Annotated in this window: 21 protein-coding genes and 2 pseudogenes; 17 read left to right on the top strand and 6 right to left on the bottom strand. The window is 67.7% G+C overall.

The genetic code is table 11. The features are described from left to right. Positions 1 to 152: 152 nt before the first annotated feature. Positions 153 to 941: a pirin family protein gene (locus QM693_RS17740; RefSeq protein ID WP_283353004.1), complete on the bottom strand. Its 789-nt coding sequence runs from the start codon at positions 939 to 941 to the stop codon at positions 153 to 155. A gap of 52 nt (positions 942 to 993) precedes the next feature. Then, entirely contained in the window at positions 994 to 1,503 is a 510-nt protein-coding gene (locus QM693_RS17745) for a VOC family protein (protein ID WP_283353005.1), read from the bottom strand. Between the two features lie 100 nt (positions 1,504 to 1,603). Here QM693_RS17745 and QM693_RS17750 point away from each other — a divergent pair, with 100 nt between their 5' ends. The 4 genes from QM693_RS17750 (at position 1,604) to QM693_RS17765 (ending at position 3,642) form a co-directional block, all read left to right on the top strand. Beyond that, positions 1,604 to 2,065 carry a MarR family winged helix-turn-helix transcriptional regulator gene (locus QM693_RS17750; protein WP_009476979.1) on the top strand — a complete coding sequence of 154 codons (462 nt, stop codon included), beginning with the start codon at positions 1,604 to 1,606 and terminating at the stop codon, positions 2,063 to 2,065. Positions 2,066 to 2,082: 17 nt separating this feature from the next. Beyond that, a complete protein-coding gene (locus QM693_RS17755; protein WP_283335696.1) occupies positions 2,083 to 2,559 on the top strand; it encodes a carboxymuconolactone decarboxylase family protein in 477 nt (158 codons plus the stop codon). 123 nt (positions 2,560 to 2,682) lie between these two features. Beyond that, on the top strand, positions 2,683 to 3,237 hold the full coding sequence (locus tag QM693_RS17760) for a YceI family protein (RefSeq protein ID WP_283330859.1): 555 nt from the start codon (positions 2,683 to 2,685) through the stop codon (positions 3,235 to 3,237). A gap of 165 nt (positions 3,238 to 3,402) precedes the next feature. Continuing rightward, positions 3,403 to 3,642 carry a DUF6400 family protein gene (locus tag QM693_RS17765; RefSeq protein WP_005237803.1) on the top strand — a complete coding sequence of 80 codons (240 nt, stop codon included), beginning with the start codon at positions 3,403 to 3,405 and terminating at the stop codon, positions 3,640 to 3,642. Positions 3,643 to 3,884: 242 nt separating this feature from the next. Here QM693_RS17765 and QM693_RS17770 read toward each other — a convergent pair whose 3' ends face one another. Beyond that, a complete protein-coding gene (locus tag QM693_RS17770; protein ID WP_009476976.1) occupies positions 3,885 to 4,667 on the bottom strand; it encodes an IclR family transcriptional regulator in 783 nt (260 codons plus the stop codon). Between the two features lie 197 nt (positions 4,668 to 4,864). Between QM693_RS17770 and QM693_RS17775 the strand changes: the two genes are divergently transcribed. Genes QM693_RS17775 through QM693_RS17785 form a run of 3 tightly spaced genes read left to right on the top strand, consistent with a single transcriptional unit; the run spans position 4,865 to position 7,523 of the window. Next, the gene (locus QM693_RS17775) at positions 4,865 to 5,632 is read left to right on the top strand and encodes a CoA transferase subunit A (protein WP_016884572.1); all 768 of its coding nucleotides are present in this window, start codon (positions 4,865 to 4,867) and stop codon (positions 5,630 to 5,632) included. After that, a complete protein-coding gene (locus tag QM693_RS17780) occupies positions 5,629 to 6,291 on the top strand; it encodes a 3-oxoacid CoA-transferase subunit B (RefSeq protein ID WP_005260718.1) in 663 nt (220 codons plus the stop codon). The genes QM693_RS17775 and QM693_RS17780 overlap by 4 nt, the downstream gene beginning before the upstream one ends. 32 nt (positions 6,292 to 6,323) lie before the next feature. After that, the gene (locus tag QM693_RS17785) at positions 6,324 to 7,523 is read left to right on the top strand and encodes an acetyl-CoA C-acetyltransferase (protein ID WP_105414646.1); all 1,200 of its coding nucleotides are present in this window, start codon (positions 6,324 to 6,326) and stop codon (positions 7,521 to 7,523) included. A gap of 36 nt (positions 7,524 to 7,559) precedes the next feature. On the opposite strand, the gene QM693_RS17790 is transcribed toward QM693_RS17785, so the two are convergent. Continuing rightward, entirely contained in the window at positions 7,560 to 8,222 is a 663-nt protein-coding gene (locus QM693_RS17790) for an enoyl-CoA hydratase/isomerase family protein (protein ID WP_283353006.1), read from the bottom strand. Beyond that, positions 8,219 to 8,857, bottom strand: coding sequence for a TetR family transcriptional regulator (locus QM693_RS17795; RefSeq protein WP_105414648.1), 639 nt, complete (start codon positions 8,855 to 8,857; stop codon positions 8,219 to 8,221). The genes QM693_RS17790 and QM693_RS17795 overlap by 4 nt, the downstream gene beginning before the upstream one ends. Positions 8,858 to 9,010: 153 nt before the next feature. Between QM693_RS17795 and QM693_RS17800 the strand changes: the two genes are divergently transcribed. From QM693_RS17800 to QM693_RS17815, 4 genes are read left to right on the top strand one after another with little or no spacing between them, the layout of a single operon-like run. Continuing rightward, positions 9,011 to 10,453 (top strand): sugar porter family MFS transporter, encoded by a 1,443-nt coding sequence (locus QM693_RS17800; protein ID WP_280782732.1) that lies wholly within the window; start codon positions 9,011 to 9,013, stop codon positions 10,451 to 10,453. Positions 10,454 to 10,489: 36 nt separating this feature from the next. After that, positions 10,490 to 10,849 (top strand): universal stress protein, encoded by a 360-nt coding sequence (locus QM693_RS17805; RefSeq protein ID WP_283353007.1) that lies wholly within the window; start codon positions 10,490 to 10,492, stop codon positions 10,847 to 10,849. 8 nt (positions 10,850 to 10,857) lie between these two features. Further along, complete coding sequence (locus QM693_RS17810) at positions 10,858 to 12,042, top strand: Gfo/Idh/MocA family protein (protein WP_283353008.1); 1,185 nt, start codon at positions 10,858 to 10,860, stop codon at positions 12,040 to 12,042. Between the two features lies 1 nt (position 12,043). Next, the gene (locus QM693_RS17815; RefSeq protein ID WP_283353009.1) at positions 12,044 to 13,045 is read left to right on the top strand and encodes a Gfo/Idh/MocA family protein; all 1,002 of its coding nucleotides are present in this window, start codon (positions 12,044 to 12,046) and stop codon (positions 13,043 to 13,045) included. Between the two features lie 6 nt (positions 13,046 to 13,051). Here QM693_RS17815 and QM693_RS17820 read toward each other — a convergent pair whose 3' ends face one another. After that, on the bottom strand, positions 13,052 to 13,723 hold the full coding sequence (locus tag QM693_RS17820) for a nucleoside/nucleotide kinase family protein (protein WP_283353010.1): 672 nt from the start codon (positions 13,721 to 13,723) through the stop codon (positions 13,052 to 13,054). A gap of 240 nt (positions 13,724 to 13,963) precedes the next feature. On the opposite strand from QM693_RS17820, the pseudogene QM693_RS17825 reads away from it, so the two are divergent. The 6 genes and pseudogenes from QM693_RS17825 to QM693_RS17850 form a co-directional block, all read left to right on the top strand. Next, positions 13,964 to 14,191: pseudogene (locus tag QM693_RS17825) on the top strand (wax ester/triacylglycerol synthase domain-containing protein); the annotation flags it as partial. Then, positions 14,169 to 14,454: pseudogene (locus QM693_RS17830) on the top strand (exodeoxyribonuclease III); the annotation flags it as partial. The pseudogenes QM693_RS17825 and QM693_RS17830, both read left to right, overlap by 23 nt. Positions 14,455 to 14,642: 188 nt before the next feature. Further along, complete coding sequence (locus QM693_RS17835) at positions 14,643 to 15,458, top strand: IclR family transcriptional regulator (protein WP_283353012.1); 816 nt, start codon at positions 14,643 to 14,645, stop codon at positions 15,456 to 15,458. A gap of 48 nt (positions 15,459 to 15,506) precedes the next feature. Then, complete coding sequence (locus QM693_RS17840) at positions 15,507 to 16,301, top strand: 2-keto-4-pentenoate hydratase (protein WP_054246730.1); 795 nt, start codon at positions 15,507 to 15,509, stop codon at positions 16,299 to 16,301. Continuing rightward, complete coding sequence (locus QM693_RS17845; RefSeq protein ID WP_005572659.1) at positions 16,301 to 17,092, top strand: 2-keto-4-pentenoate hydratase; 792 nt, start codon at positions 16,301 to 16,303, stop codon at positions 17,090 to 17,092. The genes QM693_RS17840 and QM693_RS17845 overlap by 1 nt, the downstream gene beginning before the upstream one ends. Next, complete coding sequence (locus tag QM693_RS17850) at positions 17,092 to 17,328, top strand: tautomerase family protein (RefSeq protein ID WP_283353013.1); 237 nt, start codon at positions 17,092 to 17,094, stop codon at positions 17,326 to 17,328. The genes QM693_RS17845 and QM693_RS17850 overlap by 1 nt, the downstream gene beginning before the upstream one ends. Positions 17,329 to 17,359 lie beyond the last annotated feature (31 nt).

The raw sequence follows: 17,359 nt of genomic DNA on the forward strand, positions 1-17,359 counted from the left end.
GACCACCGAGCTCATCGCCCTCGCCACCGCCAAGAACACACCCACGAGGAGAGCCCCCCTCACGCGGGCACTTCTGGATGAGTCAACGAATCAGACTTCGCGGGCATCTTGACATGAGGCAACAGGGACCCGCACCTGCCCCGCGGCTCGCGTCATGCAGCGATCGTCGCGTGCATCTCCCACACGATGATCTCGGCACCGGTGTCGGTGGTCACCTGTTGGCCGCCGCCACCGCTGAGCCGGACGGCGTCACCCTCGGCGAGGATGCCGACGCCTTCCATCGACGCTTCGCCGCGCGCGACGAACACGTGGAGGAACGGGGCGTCGGGCAGGATGATCGGCGCTTGCCCGGGCTGCAGACGTGCGACGTGCATTGCGGCGTACTTGTTCTTGATCCGGATCGCCGAGTGGTCCGCGTAGTGCGGCATGCCCGACGCGACGGGCACCAGTCCCCCGGCGAGCAACTCGTGGTCGATCTCGAGTTGCTCGTAACCGGGTGTGATGCCGGCTTCGTCGGGCACGACCCACATCTGGATGAAGTGGACCGGATCGGTGTGCTCGTCGGCGTGCTCACCGGTGACGCCGTCCAGTCGCCACGAGTCGTTCTTCTCCGAGTGCAGGATTCCGGTTCCGGCGCTCATGCGCTGGGCCAGTCCGGGGTAGATGACGCCGGAGTGTCCCATCGAATCCTGGTGCACCAGTGAACCCTGGAGCACCCAGGTGACGATCTCCATGTCCTGGTGGGGGTGGGTGTCGAAGCCCTGACCCGGGATGACGATGTCGTCGTTGTTGACCATGAGCACCCCGTGATGGGTGTTGGCCGGGTCGTAGTGGTTGCTGAACGAGAACGAATGCTTGGAATCCAGCCAGCCGGCGTCGGTCTTGAACCGGTCGTCGGCTCGGCGGACGTCGATGCGGGGTGGGGTGATGGCGGCAGTCATGAGCGAATCCTCTCCAGGTTTCTCAGAGCCAGGCTTCTCAGAGTCGGGGTTCTCACAGAACGTGTGAGCCGTACATTTCGCCGAGCGGGTCGGCGATGAGTTCGAGGCGGGCACCGTCGGGGTCGCGGAAGTACATCGACACCTCGCTGTGTTCGACCAATTCGACGTCGGCGTCGATCAGTTTCGTGCGCAGGTGGTTCCACCGGTCGGGTTCGACGCTGATCGCGATGTGGTGGAGTCCGCCGAGCACTTCCCGGTACGGGCCGACGTCGAGGCCCGGGAAGTCGAAGAATGCCAGCAGGTTGCCGTTGCCGATGTCGAAGAAGAAGTGCGACGACCCGGCGTAGTCCCGGTTCTCGATCAGTTCGGTGAGCGGAAACTCGAGCAGGTCTTGATAGAACCGGACGGTGCGCTCGACGTCACTGCTGATCAGCGCAGTGTGATGGAGTCCGCGGGCCGAGGACGCGGGCCTCGACGCCACCGGCTTCAGATGCTCGACGCGGATCCGGTCGCGTTGCTCCGCGAACCTCTGCGAACGCTCCTGCTCGTCTGTGGTGCTCATTGCCCTGCCCCTCTCCGCGGAGCGCAGTGATTGCGCTTTCAACTAAATTCAGACTACAGCAAGTCGTTGCGCTGTCAACTACTTGAGCTATGCTGGTGTCGTGGAACCGACCCGATGGCTCAGCGCCGACGAACAGAACACCTGGCGCGCCTACCTGGACGCCACACGCCTACTCCTGCAGGCGCTCGATCGACAGCTCACCCGCGACGCCGGCATCTCGTTCACGGACTTCGAACTGCTCGTCGTGCTGTCGGAGGCGCCGCAGCGGCAACTGCGGATGCGCGAACTCGCCGACGCGGTGACCACCACCCGCAGCGGCGTGACCAGGGCCATCAGCAGGCTGGTCGACACCGGCTGGGTGCGCCGCGTCGAATGCGAAGACGACAAGCGGGGAACATTGGCCGAACTGACCGACGCCGGAGCCGAGAAGCTCGCCGCCGCCAGCCCCGGACATGTCGCGGAGGTGCGACGCAACATGTTCGACCTGCTCAGCCCCCGCGACGTCGGCATCCTCGGTCACGACTTCAGCGAAATGCGCACCCACCTGCTGGAAAACCCCTGAGCCCGGAAAGGTCGACCATGAGCAGCACGGCACCCGTGAACGAGTACGTCCACATCGACAAGCAGAGTCCGGCCGTCTATCAGGCGCAAATCGGCGTCGCCAAGGCCGTCCGTCATGCGACCACCGAGGTCGGGATGGACCGGCGATTCGTCGAGCTGATCAACGTGCGCGTCTCCCAGATCAACCGCTGCGCGTACTGCCTGGACGTTCACGTCGCCGCGGCGCTCGCGGCCGGCGAGACCCAGCAGCGCCTCGCGGTTCTGCCCGCCTGGCGGGAGACGGAACTCTTCTCCGACCGGGAGGTTGCGGCGCTCACCATGGCCGAATCGATCACGACCCTCCCGGACGCGCATACCCAGGAGGCCGACTACGCGTTCGCGCGCCAGTTCCTCTCCGAGCCGGAGATCGCCACGGTGAGCTGGATCGCCGTCACCATGAACGCCTTCAACCGGATCTCCATCGTCAGCCGCCATCCGGTCCGGCCGAAGCAGTAATACCGCCGTTCACCAGCCTTTCGCAGAATTTAGTTGACTTCGCAACGACATCGGCCTAACGTAGTAGTTGCAGATTCAATTACCTCGATTTCGAGTGACCGTTCCACAGCCCAAGGAGTTTTCATGACCACCGCCACCGCCACCCTGCCCAACCTCACCGCCGGAACCTGGGCAATCGACACCGTCCACTCCACCGTCGGCTTCTCCGTCCGCCACCTGATGGTCAGCAAGGTCCGCGGCACCTTCAACGACTTCACCGGCGCGATCACCGTCGCCGAGGACGGCACCGCCGCCGTCACCGCCGAGATCCAGGTCGCGTCCATCGACACCAAGAACACCGACCGCGACGCCCACATCAAGTCCGCCGACTTCTTCGACGCCGAGCAGTACCCCACCGCCACCTTCACCTCCACCGCCGTCCGCCCCAAGGGCGACGACTACGTGGTCGAGGGCGAATTCACCCTCCACGGCGTCACCCGCCCCGTCGAGCTCGCCCTCGAGTTCAACGGCGTCAACCCCGGCATGGGCAACGGCCCGGTCGCCGGCTTCGAAGCCACCACCGTCCTCAACCGCAAGGACTTCGGCATCACCATCGACATGCCCCTCGAAGGCGGCGGAGCCGTCGTCGGCGACAAGATCACCATCACCCTCGAGATCGAGGCCGGCCTGCAGGCCTGACCCCACTCGCACCAGCGCCCCGTCATCCACCCGGATGGCGGGGCGTTTCGTCGTTAATACGACGCAACACTTTCGATCGACGTGATCCAGGTCATTGTGATCTTGGGCGGGCTCGAGTGACCCTGGCCCCTTCGATAACGGCGACTGCGAAACGAAGGTGACCACATGGGTAGCGACTCCGAACTCTCGTTCGCGCTCGACCTCACGCTGGACGAGGCGCGGCGGCGCACCGCTGTTCTCGAGGCGATCGGCGAGGACTGGGACCCCGTCGCCGTGCTCGCGGAGGAAGAGCGGGCGTACGACATGCTGTACTCCGGCCTCGACCCCGAGCAGCAGCGCATCTACGACGAGCTGGTCCAGGCGGGTGTGCTCCCGGATCGGACGGTGGGCCGTGTTACCGATTGATCCGACCGCGGACTTCTCCCGTCGCGCCTGGTTGCCCTGCCCTGGCTGCGATCACGGCTCGGACTGCCACGACTGCGGGTCCGGCCGCAATTGCGACCGGCATTGGCAGTACCTGCTGAGCAATCAGGGAACCCACGTCCATCTGCAGTGCCCCGACTGCACCCACCTGTGGAGTATCGACACTCGCCACGGGCGACCGCAGCGGCGGCGGAAGGCGGCGTAGGCGCCGGCCCACCGCTCGGTCATCCCCGACTCCGCGGCCTGTCGGCGAGCAGTTGGGTGAGCCGGTGCGCCTGGCGGAGGAGGAGTTCGCCCAGTTCGCGGCGGCGCTCCTCGCGGAACCGGCTCTCCACCCCCGTGATGCTCAGCGCCCAGGCCGGTGATCCCTGGGCGTCGAAGACGGCGGCGCCCATCCCCCAGCTGCCCTCCACCAGCAGTCCGGGATTGACGGCGTACCCGTTCAGGCGTGTCTCCGCGATGCGCTCGGCGATCTCGTCCCGCCTGTGCTGCGTTCCCCACTCGCCGGTGACGTCGGCGCGCGACAGGTAGTCGTCGATGTCGCGGTCCGGCAGGTGGGACAGGATGACCAGACCCGCCGACGCCACCCCGAGCGGTAGGCGGATGCCGACGTACAGCACGTGGGAGCGCAGCGGGAAGCTGCCCTCCTCGCTCGCGATGCAGACCGTTTCGTCGCCGCGGCGGGCGGACAGGAAGACACTCTCGCCGGTCTCGCGGGCCAGATCGCGCAGGACGTCGCGGGATCGGTCCGTGATGTCGTACCGGCTGGCCGCGAGCGAGCCGAGCAGGTACAGCTCGGGTCCCAGCGACCATTTCCCCGACTTCTGGTCGCGGTCCACCAGCCCCTCCTCGGCCAGCGAAACGAGGAGACGGTGCACGGTGGGGCGGGCGAGACCCGTCTCCCGTGCCAGGGCGGACGTCGAGGATCCCGACGATTCGAGGGCGGCGATGGCCCGGAAGAGGGCGCCCACCCGCCGAATGACCTGCGGTCGCTGCGCGTCGTCCATGACCGCAGTATACGTTCACTCAGTGAACGCTCTCCGGCAGTACGTTCAAACCGCGAGCACTCTCTCCGAAACCCTTGAAATGCATGAAGCGACCCCTTTTAGTGGAGCAAAGCTCGTCGCACGGAGACGTTCACCAGGTGGACGATGTGATGCGGAAGACGGTATCGCCGGTACGGCGGCCAGGAGAAAGGATGCACATGGGATCGAGAGTGTTCGACACCCCGGAAGAAGCAGTCGCGGACGTGTCCGACGGCGCGTCGATCGCCGTGGGCGGGTTCGGCCTGTGCGGAATCCCCGACTCGCTGATCCGCGCGCTCGCCGACTCCGGTGTCGGGAATCTCGAGGTCTTCTCCAACAACTGCGGTGTGGACGACCACGGACTCGGAATTCTGCTGGGCGCCCGCCAGATTCGGCGTGTCACCGCGTCGTACGTCGGCGAGAACAAGGAATTCGCCCGTCAGTACCTCTCCGGTGAGCTCGAGGTGGAGCTGACCCCGCAGGGCACGCTGGCCGAACGCCTTCGGGCGGGCGGCGCGGGCATCCCCGCGTTCTTCACCCCCGCCGGTGTGGGAAGCCCCGTCGCCGACGGCGGACTGCCGTGGCGGTACGCCGCCGACGGTTCCGTCGCGCTCGCGTCGCCCCCGAAGGAGACCCGCGTGTTCGGCGACAAGCGCTACGTTCTCGAACTCGGCATCACCGCCGACTTCGCCCTGGTCCACGCACTGCGGGGCGACACCGCCGGCAACCTGGTATTCGACAAGTCGGCCCTGAACTTCAACCCCCTCGCGGCGATGGCCGGGAAGGTGACCATCGCGCAGGTCGAGGAACTCGTCCCCGCAGGCACCATCGATCCCGCCCAGGTGCATCTGCCCGGAGTCTTCGTTCAACGCATCGTCGAGACCGGCCCCCAGAACAAGCGGATCGAGAAGCGGACAGTCAGCAGCACGGAAGGAGCCACTCGATGACCGGCACCAACGGATGGACACGTGAGCAGATGGCCGCTCGCGCGGCCGCGGAGATGGTCGACGGCGAATACGTCAACCTCGGCATCGGACTGCCGACGCTCATTCCCGGATACCTCGGCACCGACGTCACCGTGACCTTGCATTCGGAGAACGGGATCCTCGGCACCGGCCCCTACCCCACCGACGAGAACGTCGACCCCGACCTGATCAACGCCGGCAAGGAAACGGTCACCGTCAATGCCGGTGCCGCATTCTTCGACTCCGCGCTGTCGTTCGGCATGATCCGCGGCGGCCACATCGACACCGCCGTCCTCGGCGGCATGCAGGTCTCCCGCACCGGCGACCTCGCCAACTGGATGGTCCCCGGAAAGATGGTCAAGGGCATGGGTGGTGCGATGGACCTCGTGCACGGCGCGAGCCGCGTCATCGTCCTCATGGAACACACCGACCGGGACGGCAACCCCAAGATCATCGACGCCTGCACCCTGCCGCTGACCGGCCAGGGCGTCGTCAACCGCATCATCACCAACCTCGCCGTCATCGACGTGGTCGGCGACGGCACCCTCGCTCTCCGTGAGGTCGCTCCCGGCGTCACCGTCGACGAGGTCGTCGCCGCCACCGGAACCCCCCTCGAGATCCGCGAATCCGCACTCGTCTGAGCAACATTCGTCACGACACCAAGGACAATCCCATGACTTCTTCCGCCAGGTCCGTCATCGTCGCCGGAGCCCGGACCCCCGTCGGCCGGCTGACGGGTTCGCTCGCGTCACTCTCCGGATCCGATCTCGGTGGCATCGCCATCAAGGGCGCCCTCGACAAGGCCGGGGTGGCACCGGAACTGGTGGAGTACGTGATCATGGGGCAGGTCCTCACTGCCGGTGCCGGTCAGATCCCGGCCCGGCAGGCCGCGGTCAACGCGGGCATCCCGATGTCGGTGCCCGCCTTGACCGTCAACAAGGTGTGCCTGTCGGGTCTCGACGCCATCGCGCTCGCCGACCAGCTGATCCGCGCCGGCGAATTCGATGTCGTCGTCGCCGGTGGGCAGGAGTCGATGTCCCAGGCGCCGCACCTTCTCCCGAACTCGCGGAGCGGTTTCAAGTACGGCGACACCACCCTCGTCGACCACCTCGCCTATGACGGCCTGTACGACATCTTCACCGAGCAGGCGATGGGTGCGCTCACCGAGGACCGGAACGCGAACACCGACAAGATCGGTCGCGAAGAGCAGGACGCCTTCGCCGCCGCCTCACATCAGCGCGCCGCGGCCGCGTGGAAGAACGGACTCTTCGACGACGAGGTCGTACCCGTCACCATCCCGCAGCGCCGGGGCGAGCCGCTCGTCGTCACCGAGGACGAGGGCGTCCGCGCCGACACCACCGCCGAGTCGCTGTCGAAGCTGCGGCCCGCCTTCAGCAAGAACGGCACCGTCACCGCGGGTTCCGCGTCGCAGATCTCCGACGGCGCGGCCGCGGTCGTGGTGATGAGCAAGGCCAAGGCCGAGGAGCTGGGACTCGAATGGCTCGCCGAGATCGGCGCCCACGGCGTCGTCGCCGGGCCGGATTCGACGCTCCAGCAGCAGCCCGCCAATGCCATCGACAAGGCGTGCACCCGTGAGGGACTCGACCCCTCGGCGCTCGATCTCGTCGAGATCAACGAGGCCTTCGCCGCCGTCGGCATCGTGTCGACCCGGCAACTCGGAGTCGACCCGTCGAAGGTCAATGTGAACGGCGGCGCCATCGCCATCGGGCACCCGCTCGGCATGTCGGGGGCACGGGTCGTGCTGCACCTCGCGCTCGAGCTGAAGCGACGCGGTGGTGGAACCGGCGCCGCCGCTCTCTGCGGCGGCGGCGGGCAGGGCGACGCCCTGCTTCTCCACGTGCCCGGCGAGTGACCATCTCTCTGGCACAGTAGGTTTCGCGTCACCGGGTCATGATCGACCCGATGCGAGTGCGGCGACGGCCGGCGCGAACATGGTGGACTTGATGGCGCCGAGCGTGCCGGTGTCCTTCCCCGCGAGCGGCGCGATCAGGTCGACAGCGGCGCCGAGGACCGCCCCTTCGGGGGCGGTCCCGTCGACCAGCCCACTCGTCTGCGCGGCGGGGCCGCCGTAGCGGCGGCCGGTGGTCATGGCGGTGATCGCGGTCTGCGGTGTCAGCTTGGCCTGGATCAGCGCGGCCATCCCCGGGGTGAACGGAATGTGGATGTCGACCTCGGGGAAGCAGTAGTACCCGCGGTCGGACCGCATCACCCGGTAGTCGTGGGCGATTCCGAGCATGGCGCCGGCGCCGAACGCATGCCCGTTGACCGCGGCCACCGTCGGCAGCGGGAGCGTCAGAATCCGGCTGAACAGGGCCTGCACGCGCCCGACGTACCAGTCTGCGCGGTCACCGTTGGCCATCAGCCAGTCCAGGTCGAGGCCGTTGGAGTAGAACTTCCCGGTGGCCGTGGTGACCAGGGCCTGCGCGCCGTGGTCGTGGGCGTCGTCGAGGAGCCGGTCGACGGTGTCGAGCCACTCGGGGGAGAAACGATTCTCGTCGTCGCCGAGGTCGAGGACGGCGATCGTGTCCTGGTAGGTCAAGGTGGCGGTCATCGGGAACCTTTCGTGTTGCTGTCGTGACGTTTCCCCGGGGGCGGGGGGTCGAGAGTGAGGACGGCGCGGACCGCCGCCTCCAGGCGCAAGCGCATGGCGTCGTCCGGTTTTCGCCGGGCGTGCAGCAGGAGTCCGGTGGGGAGCCCGACGACGCACGCTTCGATCACTTCGACCGCGCGACCGTCCTTGCGCCCCCACAACGCCAGCGCCAATCGGACGAACAGTTCGACGAGGACGGAGTCGAGGCGCGACAATTCGGCGGCGACGTCCTCGGGGACCTCGGAGCCGAGCAGTTCGTCGCGGCGCACGGTGAGAAGGAGCCGCGACGACTGCGGGAATCGCTCGGCGAAGACGGCCGGGGTGTCGGCGGCCGCGACGACGGCGTCCACGGGACCGCGCCCCAGAGCCTCCTCGACCGATTCCTGTTGCAGGTCGAGAAATCGGTGCGCCGCCCGCAACCAGGCGCGCCCGACCAGCCCTCCCCGCGAGCCGAATGCGTGGTAGATGGCGCCGTTGGACATCTCCGTGGCCGCGGCGACCGCGCGCAGGGTCACCGCACTGGGTCCGCCATCGACGGCCAGCCGTTCGGCGGCATCGAGCGCGGCGTCGAGGTCGTGGACTCGTGGCCTGGGCATACGGCGAACAATAACAGATCGTGCGTTCTATTACTCGCGGGTAGGTAGCCACCGATCGGGCCGCGGGAACCGCCCGATGGTTGGCTTGCCGTTGTGCGCCGAGTCACAATGGGTTAGCTTTGTTCGGACATAAACACATTACGTGTTCTGTACATGGAATACGTCGAGGAGATGTTCATGGCCAGCGATCTCACCCGAACTACCGCCCCGTCCCTGCCTGCCGACGCCCCTGGGCGGCACTCGCACAGACTCGGCATCATCGCCGTCGTCGCCACCTTCGGCGGCCTGCTCTTCGGATACGACACCGGAGTCATCAACGGCGCACTCGCACCGCTGAAGGAAGACCTCCAGCTCACCTCGTTCACCGAGGGCCTGGTGGTGAGCATCCTGATCTTCGGTGCCGCGATCGGCGCTCTCATCGGCGGACGGATGTCCGACCGGTTCGGACGCCGGCACAACATCCTGGTGCTCGCGATCATCTTCATGATCGGGACGATCGGCTGCGTGCTGTCCCCGACGTGGGAGGTGCTCGCACTGTTCCGCTTCATCCTCGGCCTCGCCGTCGGCGGCGCATCCGCGACCGTGCCCGTCTACCTCTCCGAGATCTCCCCCACCGAACGACGCGGCAGCGTGGTCTCCCGCAACGAGGTCATGATCGTCGTCGGACAGTTCGCCGCATTCGTGATCAACGCCATCATCTTCAACATCTGGGGCGAGCACGAGAACGTCTGGCGCTTCATGCTTCTGGTCGCCGTCATTCCGGCCATCTTCCTGTTCGCCGGAATGCTGCGGATGCCGGAGAGCCCGCGCTGGCTGATGTCGCAGGACCGGCACGACGAAGCGCTCGCCGTGCTTCTCCAGGTTCGGTCCCCGGAGCGGGCACGTGCCGAGTTGGAGGAAGTTCGGGCGCTCGCCGAGGAAGAGAAGCTCTCACAGACCGGCGGGGCCGCCGACCTGTCGGTGAAGTGGATCCGCCGCCTCATCTTCATCGGCGTCGGCCTCGGAGTGTTCCAGCAGGCCACCGGCATCAACTCGGTGATGTACTACGGCACCCAGCTGCTCGGCGACGCCGGATTCTCCTCCAACGCCGCCATCGTCGCGAACACCCTCAACGGTCTGTTCAGCGTGCTCGGCGTCCTCACCGGCGTCGCCCTGATCAACCGGATCGACCGTCGGAAGATGCTCATCGGCGGCTTCACCCTCACCACCACGTTCCACGTGCTCGTCGGCCTGTCCGCGTTCCTGCTGCCCGACGGCACGCTCAAGGCATACCTGATCCTGACGTTCGTGGTGCTGTTCGTCTTCTCGATGCAGGCCACGATCGGCCCCCTGGTGTGGCTGATGCTGTCGGAGATCTTCCCGCTGAAGATCCGCAGCTTCGCCATCGGTGTCTGCATCTTCGCGCTGTGGATCGCCAACGCGGTTGTCGCGCTGCTCTTCCCGCCCGTCGTGGCCGCACTGGGAATCGGTGCCACGTTCTTCATCTTCGCCGGCCTCGGCGTGCTGGCTCTCGTCTTCATCAAAACCCAGGTCCCGGAGACCCGTGGCCGCTCGCTCGAGGAACTCGAAGATCAGTTCCGGCGCGACTACTCGTGACAGTCGCCGCACCGTGTCCCCTGAAAGGTTGATCCCATGACAGTGCTCGTAGCCGTGACCGACTCCTCCGAAGGATCGCACGCCCTCCTCGCCGGCAAGAAGGAAGCCGCGATGCTGGGTGCCGACCTCCTGGTGGTGAACCTCTCCCTCACCGAACCCGAAGAGGTGCACACTCTCGCCGACGGCGGCGTGACCGTCCTCGACCGCATCGGACGCGGAGACCGCGATCCCGCGACCGCCGTGCTCGACCTGCTCGACGAACGACCCGACATCGAACGACTCGTGATCGGCGTCAAACGACGCAGCGCGGTCGGCAAGGCGCTGCTCGGCAGCGTGAGCCAGCGCCTCATCCTGCAATCCCCGATCCCCGTCCTCGCGGTCAAAACCCCTCAGTAGGAGCCGAGTTGAGCAAGCAAGGGAGCCTGCGCCTGGTCGCGGGCATGGTCGGCGGCGGGCAGGGCGCCGACATCGGCAAGACCCACCGCTACGCGATGCGCCTCGACGACCGATACGACCTGCACGCGGGGGTCTTCGGGCGAGACGGCGCATCGTCGGTGCGGATCGCCGAGAGTCTCGGTGTGCCGGCAGATCGCACCTATCGCGACTACCGGGAGATGGCGGAACGGGAATCCGCCCGCGAGGACGGCGTCGACGTGGTCGCCGTGACCACGCCGAACGACAGCCACTTCGTCATCGCGCGCACGTTCCTGGAGGCGGGCATCTCGGTGGTGTGCGAAAAGCCCCTCACGCCCGACTCGGCGTCGGCTGCGGAACTGGTCGCGATCGCCGAGTCGTCCGGTGCGATTCTCGCCGTCCCGCACTGCTATTCGGCGTATGCGATGGTCCGGCAGGCGGCCCGGATGGTGCGCGACGGCGACCTCGGCCGGATCCGATTCGCCGCGGTCGAGCACGCGTCCGGTTGGGCCGCGGCACCCGTCGAACTCGGCGAGCACCGGCAGGCACGCTGGCGCACCGACCCCGGCGTCGCGGGATTCCCCAGCGTCGTCGGCGATCTCGGCACCCACGCCTTCCACCTCCTGCGGTACATCACCGGACTCGAAGCCACCAGGGTGTCTGCCGAACTGGACACCCTCGTCCCCGGACGGCGGGTGTTCGACAACGCCACCGTTCGCCTCACCCTCTCCAACGGGGCACCCGCGACACTGTGGGCGAGCATGGCCGCCACCGGCAACGAGCACGGCCTGAGCATCCGGGTGTTCGGCGACACCGCGAGCATCGAATGGCGACACGAGGACCCCCAGCACCTGACGGTGCGCGACCTCGACGGTGGCACGACGATCCTCGCGCAGGGGATGCGCACGCTGTCCGAGGACGCCGACCGGCTCACCCGCCCCGGCCTGGGACATCCCGAAGGCTTCCTCGAGGCGTTCGCGAACTTCTACCGCGATCTCGCGGACGAACTCCGCGCCCGCCGCGACGACACCCCCACCACCGTCCGCGATCTGTCCTTCCCCACCGGACGCGACGGGCTGATCGGCGTCCAGTTCGTCGAGGCGACGGCCGCCTCGCACGCCGCCGACTCCGCCTGGGTGGTTCCCGCTTTCGCACACGACAAGGTCGGTATCTGACATGCAGCGTTTCGCCCTCATCGGCGCGGGATTCATCGGTGGAGTGCACGGTGCCAACCTCGCCGCGCACCCCGACGTCGACCTGGCTTTCGTCTTCGACATCGACCTCGCTCGCGCGACGGACCTCGCCAAGCGGCACGGCAGCCGTGCGACGACCGATCTCGCGGAAGTCTTCGACCCCACGGCAATCGACGCCGTCTTCATCGCGTCGTCCACCGACACCCACGGCGAGCACCTTCGCGCCGCGGCGACGGCGGGGATCCCGGCCATGTGCGAGAAACCGATCGACCTCGATCTCGCGCGCGCCGTCGACATCGTGCGCTTCGCCGAGACCCGATCGCTGCCGGCGATGGTCGATTTCAACCGCCGCTTCGACCGCGACTACGCCGAACTGCAGCGGGTGGTCACGTCCGGTGAGATCGGTTCGGTCGAGCTGATCCAGATGACCAGCCGCGGTCCGGCGATGCCGCCGTTCGAGTACGTCGCGGTCTCGGGTGGGCAGATGCGCGACCAGACCGTCCACTTCTTCGACCTGGCCCGGTGGATCTCCGGGCTCGACCCCGAGTCCGTCTTCGCGACCGGTTCCACGCTCGCCGAACCCCGCCTCGCCGAGTACGGCGACGTCGACACGTCGGCAGTCACCCTGCGTCTGCCCGGCGGCGCGCTCGTCCAGATCGACTGCACCCGGCGGATCGGCTACGGCTACGACGAACGCATCGAGGTGCTCGGTTCGACCGGCATGGTCGAGGCGCGACGGCAGCGCGCCGGATCGGTTTCCCGTTACAGCGCCGGCCGCGTGGTCGACGACGGCTTGTACGCGGGATGGTTCGAGCGGATCAGAGGCAGCTACCGCACCGCGCTCGACCACTTCGTCGACGCGCTGGAAAACGGTGCCGCGATCGGCCCGACCCTGGCGGAGGCGCTGAAGGCGCAGGCGATCGCCGAAGCCGCGACGCGCTCACTCACCAGCGGCCGGATGGAACCGATCGAGTACCCGGCCTGAACCCGGTCACACCGGGTCACCGAGCACGACGACGTCGGCGCGGGCGCGGCCGGGTGCGACCAACGCGGTGTTGCGTTCGTCGCTGCGCCGCACCCACTCTCGCGCATCGTCGGGCGACTTGCCGAACCGGATGTGCCGCTCGACGAGCCGGGTGACGCGCTCCTCGTCGTCCGGCGCGAGGAACCATGCCTCGTCGAGCAGGTCACGCACCCTCGCCCACGGCTGCTCGTCGAGGAGCAGGTAGTTGCCCTCGGTGATCACCAGCGGCACGTCCGGCGGGACGGCGATCGACCCGGCGTAGGACTCCTCGACGTCGCGGTGGAACTCCGGGGCGTACACCGTCTCGCCGCCGGGTTCACGCAGCCGGCGCAGCAGCGCCACGTAGCCGGCGGCGTCGAACGTGTCGGGTGCGCCCTTGCGGCCGGCCCGGCCGAGGCGGACCAGTTCCGCACCCGCCAGGTGGAATCCGTCCATCGGCACCACGACCGCGGACGGTCCGAGCGCCGCGAGCACTGCCGCGGCGACGGTGCTCTTGCCCGAGCCGGGCGGTCCCGCGATGCCGAGAATGCGGCGCGTGCCCGGCTCGGTCAGCGCCCGGGCGCGCGCAATCAGTCCCGGCAGTCCACCCTCATACCGCACCGGACCGCCAGTCGTGCCCATTGCGTGCTCGTCGTCCATAGGCAGACCGTAGCTCAGCCGACGTGGACCTCGGTGCCCTCCGCCTGTCGCCCGTCGCCCAATGTCACCGCCGGCCAATCAGATTGAACTGTTGTGACATGGGGCGCGCGGCACGGGCCTCACGTCCACGCCAGCCGTCAAGCACTCGCGGCCGGGTTGGACAACTGACCTGCTCCGTCGGGCTCGATTCACCCAATTTTCTACCGGTTGTTTCTGCTCGGCGAATCCCGCGAGCATCCGATGCACGTCGGCGGCCTGGCGGTCTTCAACCCACCGGACGGGGCGCCCGCGGCCGACATGCGCACGATGTTCGACACGGCCCTGGCCGGCAACCAGGTCGCCCCACCTTTCCGTAAGCGGGCCCGCCGTTCGGTCACCTCGCTCGGCCGGTGGGGATGGAACCACCTCCCGCACGACGAGGTGGATCTCGAGCACCACGTGCGCCGCGAAGGGTTGCCTTCCGGAGGAGCGTGAGTGGTTCGACTCCATCCTGTCGCCGCGCACTCTCGTCGACGTGGTCCGGCAGCACCATCCTGGCGTCGACGGTCCGTACTCGTGGTGGTCGTGGCTGGGGCAGTTGATCGGTGAACGACACCGGGTGGGGCATCGACTACCATCTCGCGACGCCGCGCCTGGCACAGGCTGCGGTCGCGGCCGGCACCGATCGGGAGCCCGCGGCCGACCGGCGGATGAGTGATCACGCTTCGGTCGTCGTGGACTACGACCCCTGATCGGGGAGATTCCCGGGGTTCGGGAATCCGGCTATCGCCCCATCGCGGGTGGTGCGCGTGCAGTCATCCATTCATGCGCTGGTGGTCATGGTGTGGTGGCCGCGTTCTTCCTAGTGTTTCAGATCACAGACGCTCAGCGAGGTGCACGTTCGCTTCCCGCGGAGCCGTGGGAAGAAAGGACGGACACCGTGGCGACACTGCAGACGGTCCAGAAGATCGGGCCGGTGCTGGACCTGTTCACCGCAGCGCAACCGGAATGGGGGGTCTCCGAGGTCGCCGCTGCCATCGACGTCCCCCGATCGAGTGCACACGCCTTGCTGTCGAGTCTCGTCGACACCGGACTGCTCCAGTGCCGCACGCGTGGTCGCTACCGGATCGGGTGGCGGGTGATCGAACTCGGCGAAACCCTGCGGGGCACCGTCGACGTGCGGTCCTGCGCCGCGCCGGTCATCGAGAACCTCGTCGAGCGGTACGGCGAAACCAGTCACCTCGCGGTGATGGAACGGTGGCACGTGCTGTACGTCGACAAGGTGGTCGGTACGCACAACATCACCGTGCAGGGTGCACGCGTCGGCGCCCGTCTCGAAGCACATTGCACAGCGGTGGGCAAGGTCCTCCTGGCGAGCCTCGAGGAGAACGAACTGCACCGGTACCTGGCCGGTCGCCAGTTGCGCAGGCACACGCCGTCGACGATCACAAATGCCGGGGCGCTGCTCGACGCGTTGTCGGTGGCGCGGTCTTCCGGCCACGCCTACGACCTCGGTGAAGCCGTCTCGGAGGTCCACTGCGTCGCCGCGCCGGTGCGTGACGACATGGGTTCCGTGGTGGCCGCGGTGAGCATGAGCATCCCGGTCAGCCGTTTCGTGCCCCGCCGCGTCGAGTTCACCCGTGCCGTCATGGCGGCAGCCCGCGACGTCTCGCACGCGGTCGCGAACACGAACCACGCCACACCCACCACGACCAGGGACGTTCCCGAATCGGGCCGGCCGGCGCTGGCCTCCTGACGTCCCGTCACCCGAAGTCCGAACCGAATGACACAGAGCAGAGGTGCCATGGATACCGTCGCACGTAAGGCCGCCGACCGGTTGCTGGAGGTGTACCGGACGGGCGAACCGATCGACCCGCTGACCCCGGAGCATCCCGACGCGTCGATCGAACTCGCTTATCGCATTCAGCAAGTGCAGGTCGAGGAGTGGACGCTCGGCGGCGACGTCGTCAAGGGGCACAAGGTGGGCCTCGCGTCGCGGGCCATTCAGCGGCAGATGGGGGTGAACCAACCCGACTTCGGACATCTGACCGCGAGCATGTTCCATCTCGAGCACCAGCCCATACCGGCGGGGCGGTTCCTCCAGCCGCGGATCGAGCCCGAGATCGCGTTCGTGCTGGGCCGGCCTCTGTCCGGACCGGGTGTCACCGTCGCCGAGGCGGTCCGGGCGGTCGACTTCGTCCTTCCCGCACTGGAGATCGTCGACTCGCGGATCCGGGACTGGAAGATCGGCATCTTCGACACCATCGCCGACAACGCGTCGTCGGGCGGCGTCATCCTGGGCAGCCGACCGGTCGCGCTCGACGCGGTGGACCTGCGACTGGCGGGGTGCACCCTCCACATCGGCGGTGAACTCGTCGCGACCGGCGCGGGCGGTGCCGTTCTCGGCTCGCCGCTCAACGCGCTCGTGTGGCTGGCGAACACTGTCGGCCCGATGGGCGTGACACTCGAACCGGGCCATGTCGTGCTTCCCGGCTCGATGACCAAGGCATTTCCGGTGAATCCGGGCGATTCGATCGTCGCGCAGATCAGCGGGCTCGGCAGTGTGACGGCCGTCCTCGGCACCAAGGAGGAACAGTGATGGGTACCGACGCATGGAGCGCAGCACTCGTGGCGGAGCGACTTTTACAGGCGGAAGATCGTGCCACGGCCCAGACGTCCATCAAAGCTGAGTGGGAGAGCCTCGACCTCGCAACGGCCTACGCCGCGCAGGACATCGCCCTCGGCATCCGGGTGGCGCGCGGTGAGAAGGTCACCGGCGTGAAACTGGGGGTCACCTCGAAGGCCAAGCAACGTCAGGTCGGTGTCGACGCACCGTCGACCGCGTGGCTGACCGACCGGATGATCCTCCCGATCGGGGAGACCGTGCCCCGCGACCGCCTGATCCACGCGCGGGCCGAACCGGAGATCGCGTTCGTCATGGGACGCCGACTCGAAGGTCCGGGCATCAGCGCAGCGACCGCCTTGGCCGCCGTGGATCACGTCGTGGGCGCGATCGAGATCATCGACAGCCGGTTCTCGGGCTACAAGTTCTCGATGATGGACGCGGTCGCCGACAACAACTCGTCCGGACGCTACGTCACCGGGCCGATCAGCCGGCGGCCCGAAGATCTCGACCTTGCGCTCGAGGCGTGCCTGCTCGAGGTCGACGGCGAAATCGTCGATTCCGCGACCGGTGCTGCGGTACACGGACATCCGGCCGAAGCGCTGGCGTTCGCCGCCAACACGCTCGCCGAACGGGGCCACGCCATCGAGGCCGGCTGGGTGGTGCTCACGGGAGGGATGACCGACGCGGTGCCGGTGGAGCCGGGCGCGCGGATTGCGGCGCACTTCACGAATCTGGGCACGATCACCGTGGCGGGAGGTCGCTGATGCCGATCATCGAGGTCACCATCGCCGAGGGCCGCAGCCCCGAGGAACTGCGCCAGCTGATCCACGAGCTCACCCACGCCGCTCACCGGGCGGTGGGGACGCCCGTCGCGAACGTCCGTGTGATCCTGCGCGAGACACCGAAGACGCACTTCGCGGCCGGCGACGTCACGCTCGCCGAGCGGGAGGAAGCGGCGAACATCCGGGTATCCGGAACGGCCGCCGACGTCGGCACCTGAGGAGTCGGGCATTGCGATTCGACGTCGACGC

This window comes from Rhodococcus sp. IEGM 1305 (genome assembly GCF_030058635.1).
GTDB lineage: Bacteria > Actinomycetota > Actinomycetes > Mycobacteriales > Mycobacteriaceae > Rhodococcus_F > Rhodococcus_F opacus_D.

Excerpts from the sequence above, each read along its gene's own strand:
- QM693_RS17740 (WP_283353004.1), bottom strand. The coding sequence starts at position 941 with ATGACTGCCGCCATCACCCCACCCCGCATCGACGTCCGCCGAGCCGAC.
- QM693_RS17745 (WP_283353005.1), bottom strand. The coding sequence starts at position 1,503 with ATGAGCACCACAGACGAGCAGGAGCGTTCGCAGAGGTTCGCGGAGCAA.
- QM693_RS17755 (WP_283335696.1), top strand. The coding sequence starts at position 2,083 with ATGAGCAGCACGGCACCCGTGAACGAGTACGTCCACATCGACAAGCAG.
- QM693_RS17760 (WP_283330859.1), top strand. The coding sequence starts at position 2,683 with ATGACCACCGCCACCGCCACCCTGCCCAACCTCACCGCCGGAACCTGG.
- QM693_RS17765 (WP_005237803.1), top strand. The coding sequence starts at position 3,403 with ATGGGTAGCGACTCCGAACTCTCGTTCGCGCTCGACCTCACGCTGGAC.
- QM693_RS17770 (WP_009476976.1), bottom strand. The coding sequence starts at position 4,667 with ATGGACGACGCGCAGCGACCGCAGGTCATTCGGCGGGTGGGCGCCCTC.
- QM693_RS17775 (WP_016884572.1), top strand. The coding sequence starts at position 4,865 with ATGGGATCGAGAGTGTTCGACACCCCGGAAGAAGCAGTCGCGGACGTG.
- QM693_RS17780 (WP_005260718.1), top strand. The coding sequence starts at position 5,629 with ATGACCGGCACCAACGGATGGACACGTGAGCAGATGGCCGCTCGCGCG.
- QM693_RS17785 (WP_105414646.1), top strand. The coding sequence starts at position 6,324 with ATGACTTCTTCCGCCAGGTCCGTCATCGTCGCCGGAGCCCGGACCCCC.
- QM693_RS17790 (WP_283353006.1), bottom strand. The coding sequence starts at position 8,222 with ATGACCGCCACCTTGACCTACCAGGACACGATCGCCGTCCTCGACCTC.
- QM693_RS17795 (WP_105414648.1), bottom strand. The coding sequence starts at position 8,857 with ATGCCCAGGCCACGAGTCCACGACCTCGACGCCGCGCTCGATGCCGCC.
- QM693_RS17800 (WP_280782732.1), top strand. The coding sequence starts at position 9,011 with ATGGAATACGTCGAGGAGATGTTCATGGCCAGCGATCTCACCCGAACT.
- QM693_RS17805 (WP_283353007.1), top strand. The coding sequence starts at position 10,490 with ATGACAGTGCTCGTAGCCGTGACCGACTCCTCCGAAGGATCGCACGCC.
- QM693_RS17815 (WP_283353009.1), top strand. The coding sequence starts at position 12,044 with ATGCAGCGTTTCGCCCTCATCGGCGCGGGATTCATCGGTGGAGTGCAC.
- QM693_RS17820 (WP_283353010.1), bottom strand. The coding sequence starts at position 13,723 with ATGGACGACGAGCACGCAATGGGCACGACTGGCGGTCCGGTGCGGTAT.
- QM693_RS17840 (WP_054246730.1), top strand. The coding sequence starts at position 15,507 with ATGGATACCGTCGCACGTAAGGCCGCCGACCGGTTGCTGGAGGTGTAC.
- QM693_RS17845 (WP_005572659.1), top strand. The coding sequence starts at position 16,301 with ATGGGTACCGACGCATGGAGCGCAGCACTCGTGGCGGAGCGACTTTTA.
- QM693_RS17850 (WP_283353013.1), top strand. The coding sequence starts at position 17,092 with ATGCCGATCATCGAGGTCACCATCGCCGAGGGCCGCAGCCCCGAGGAA.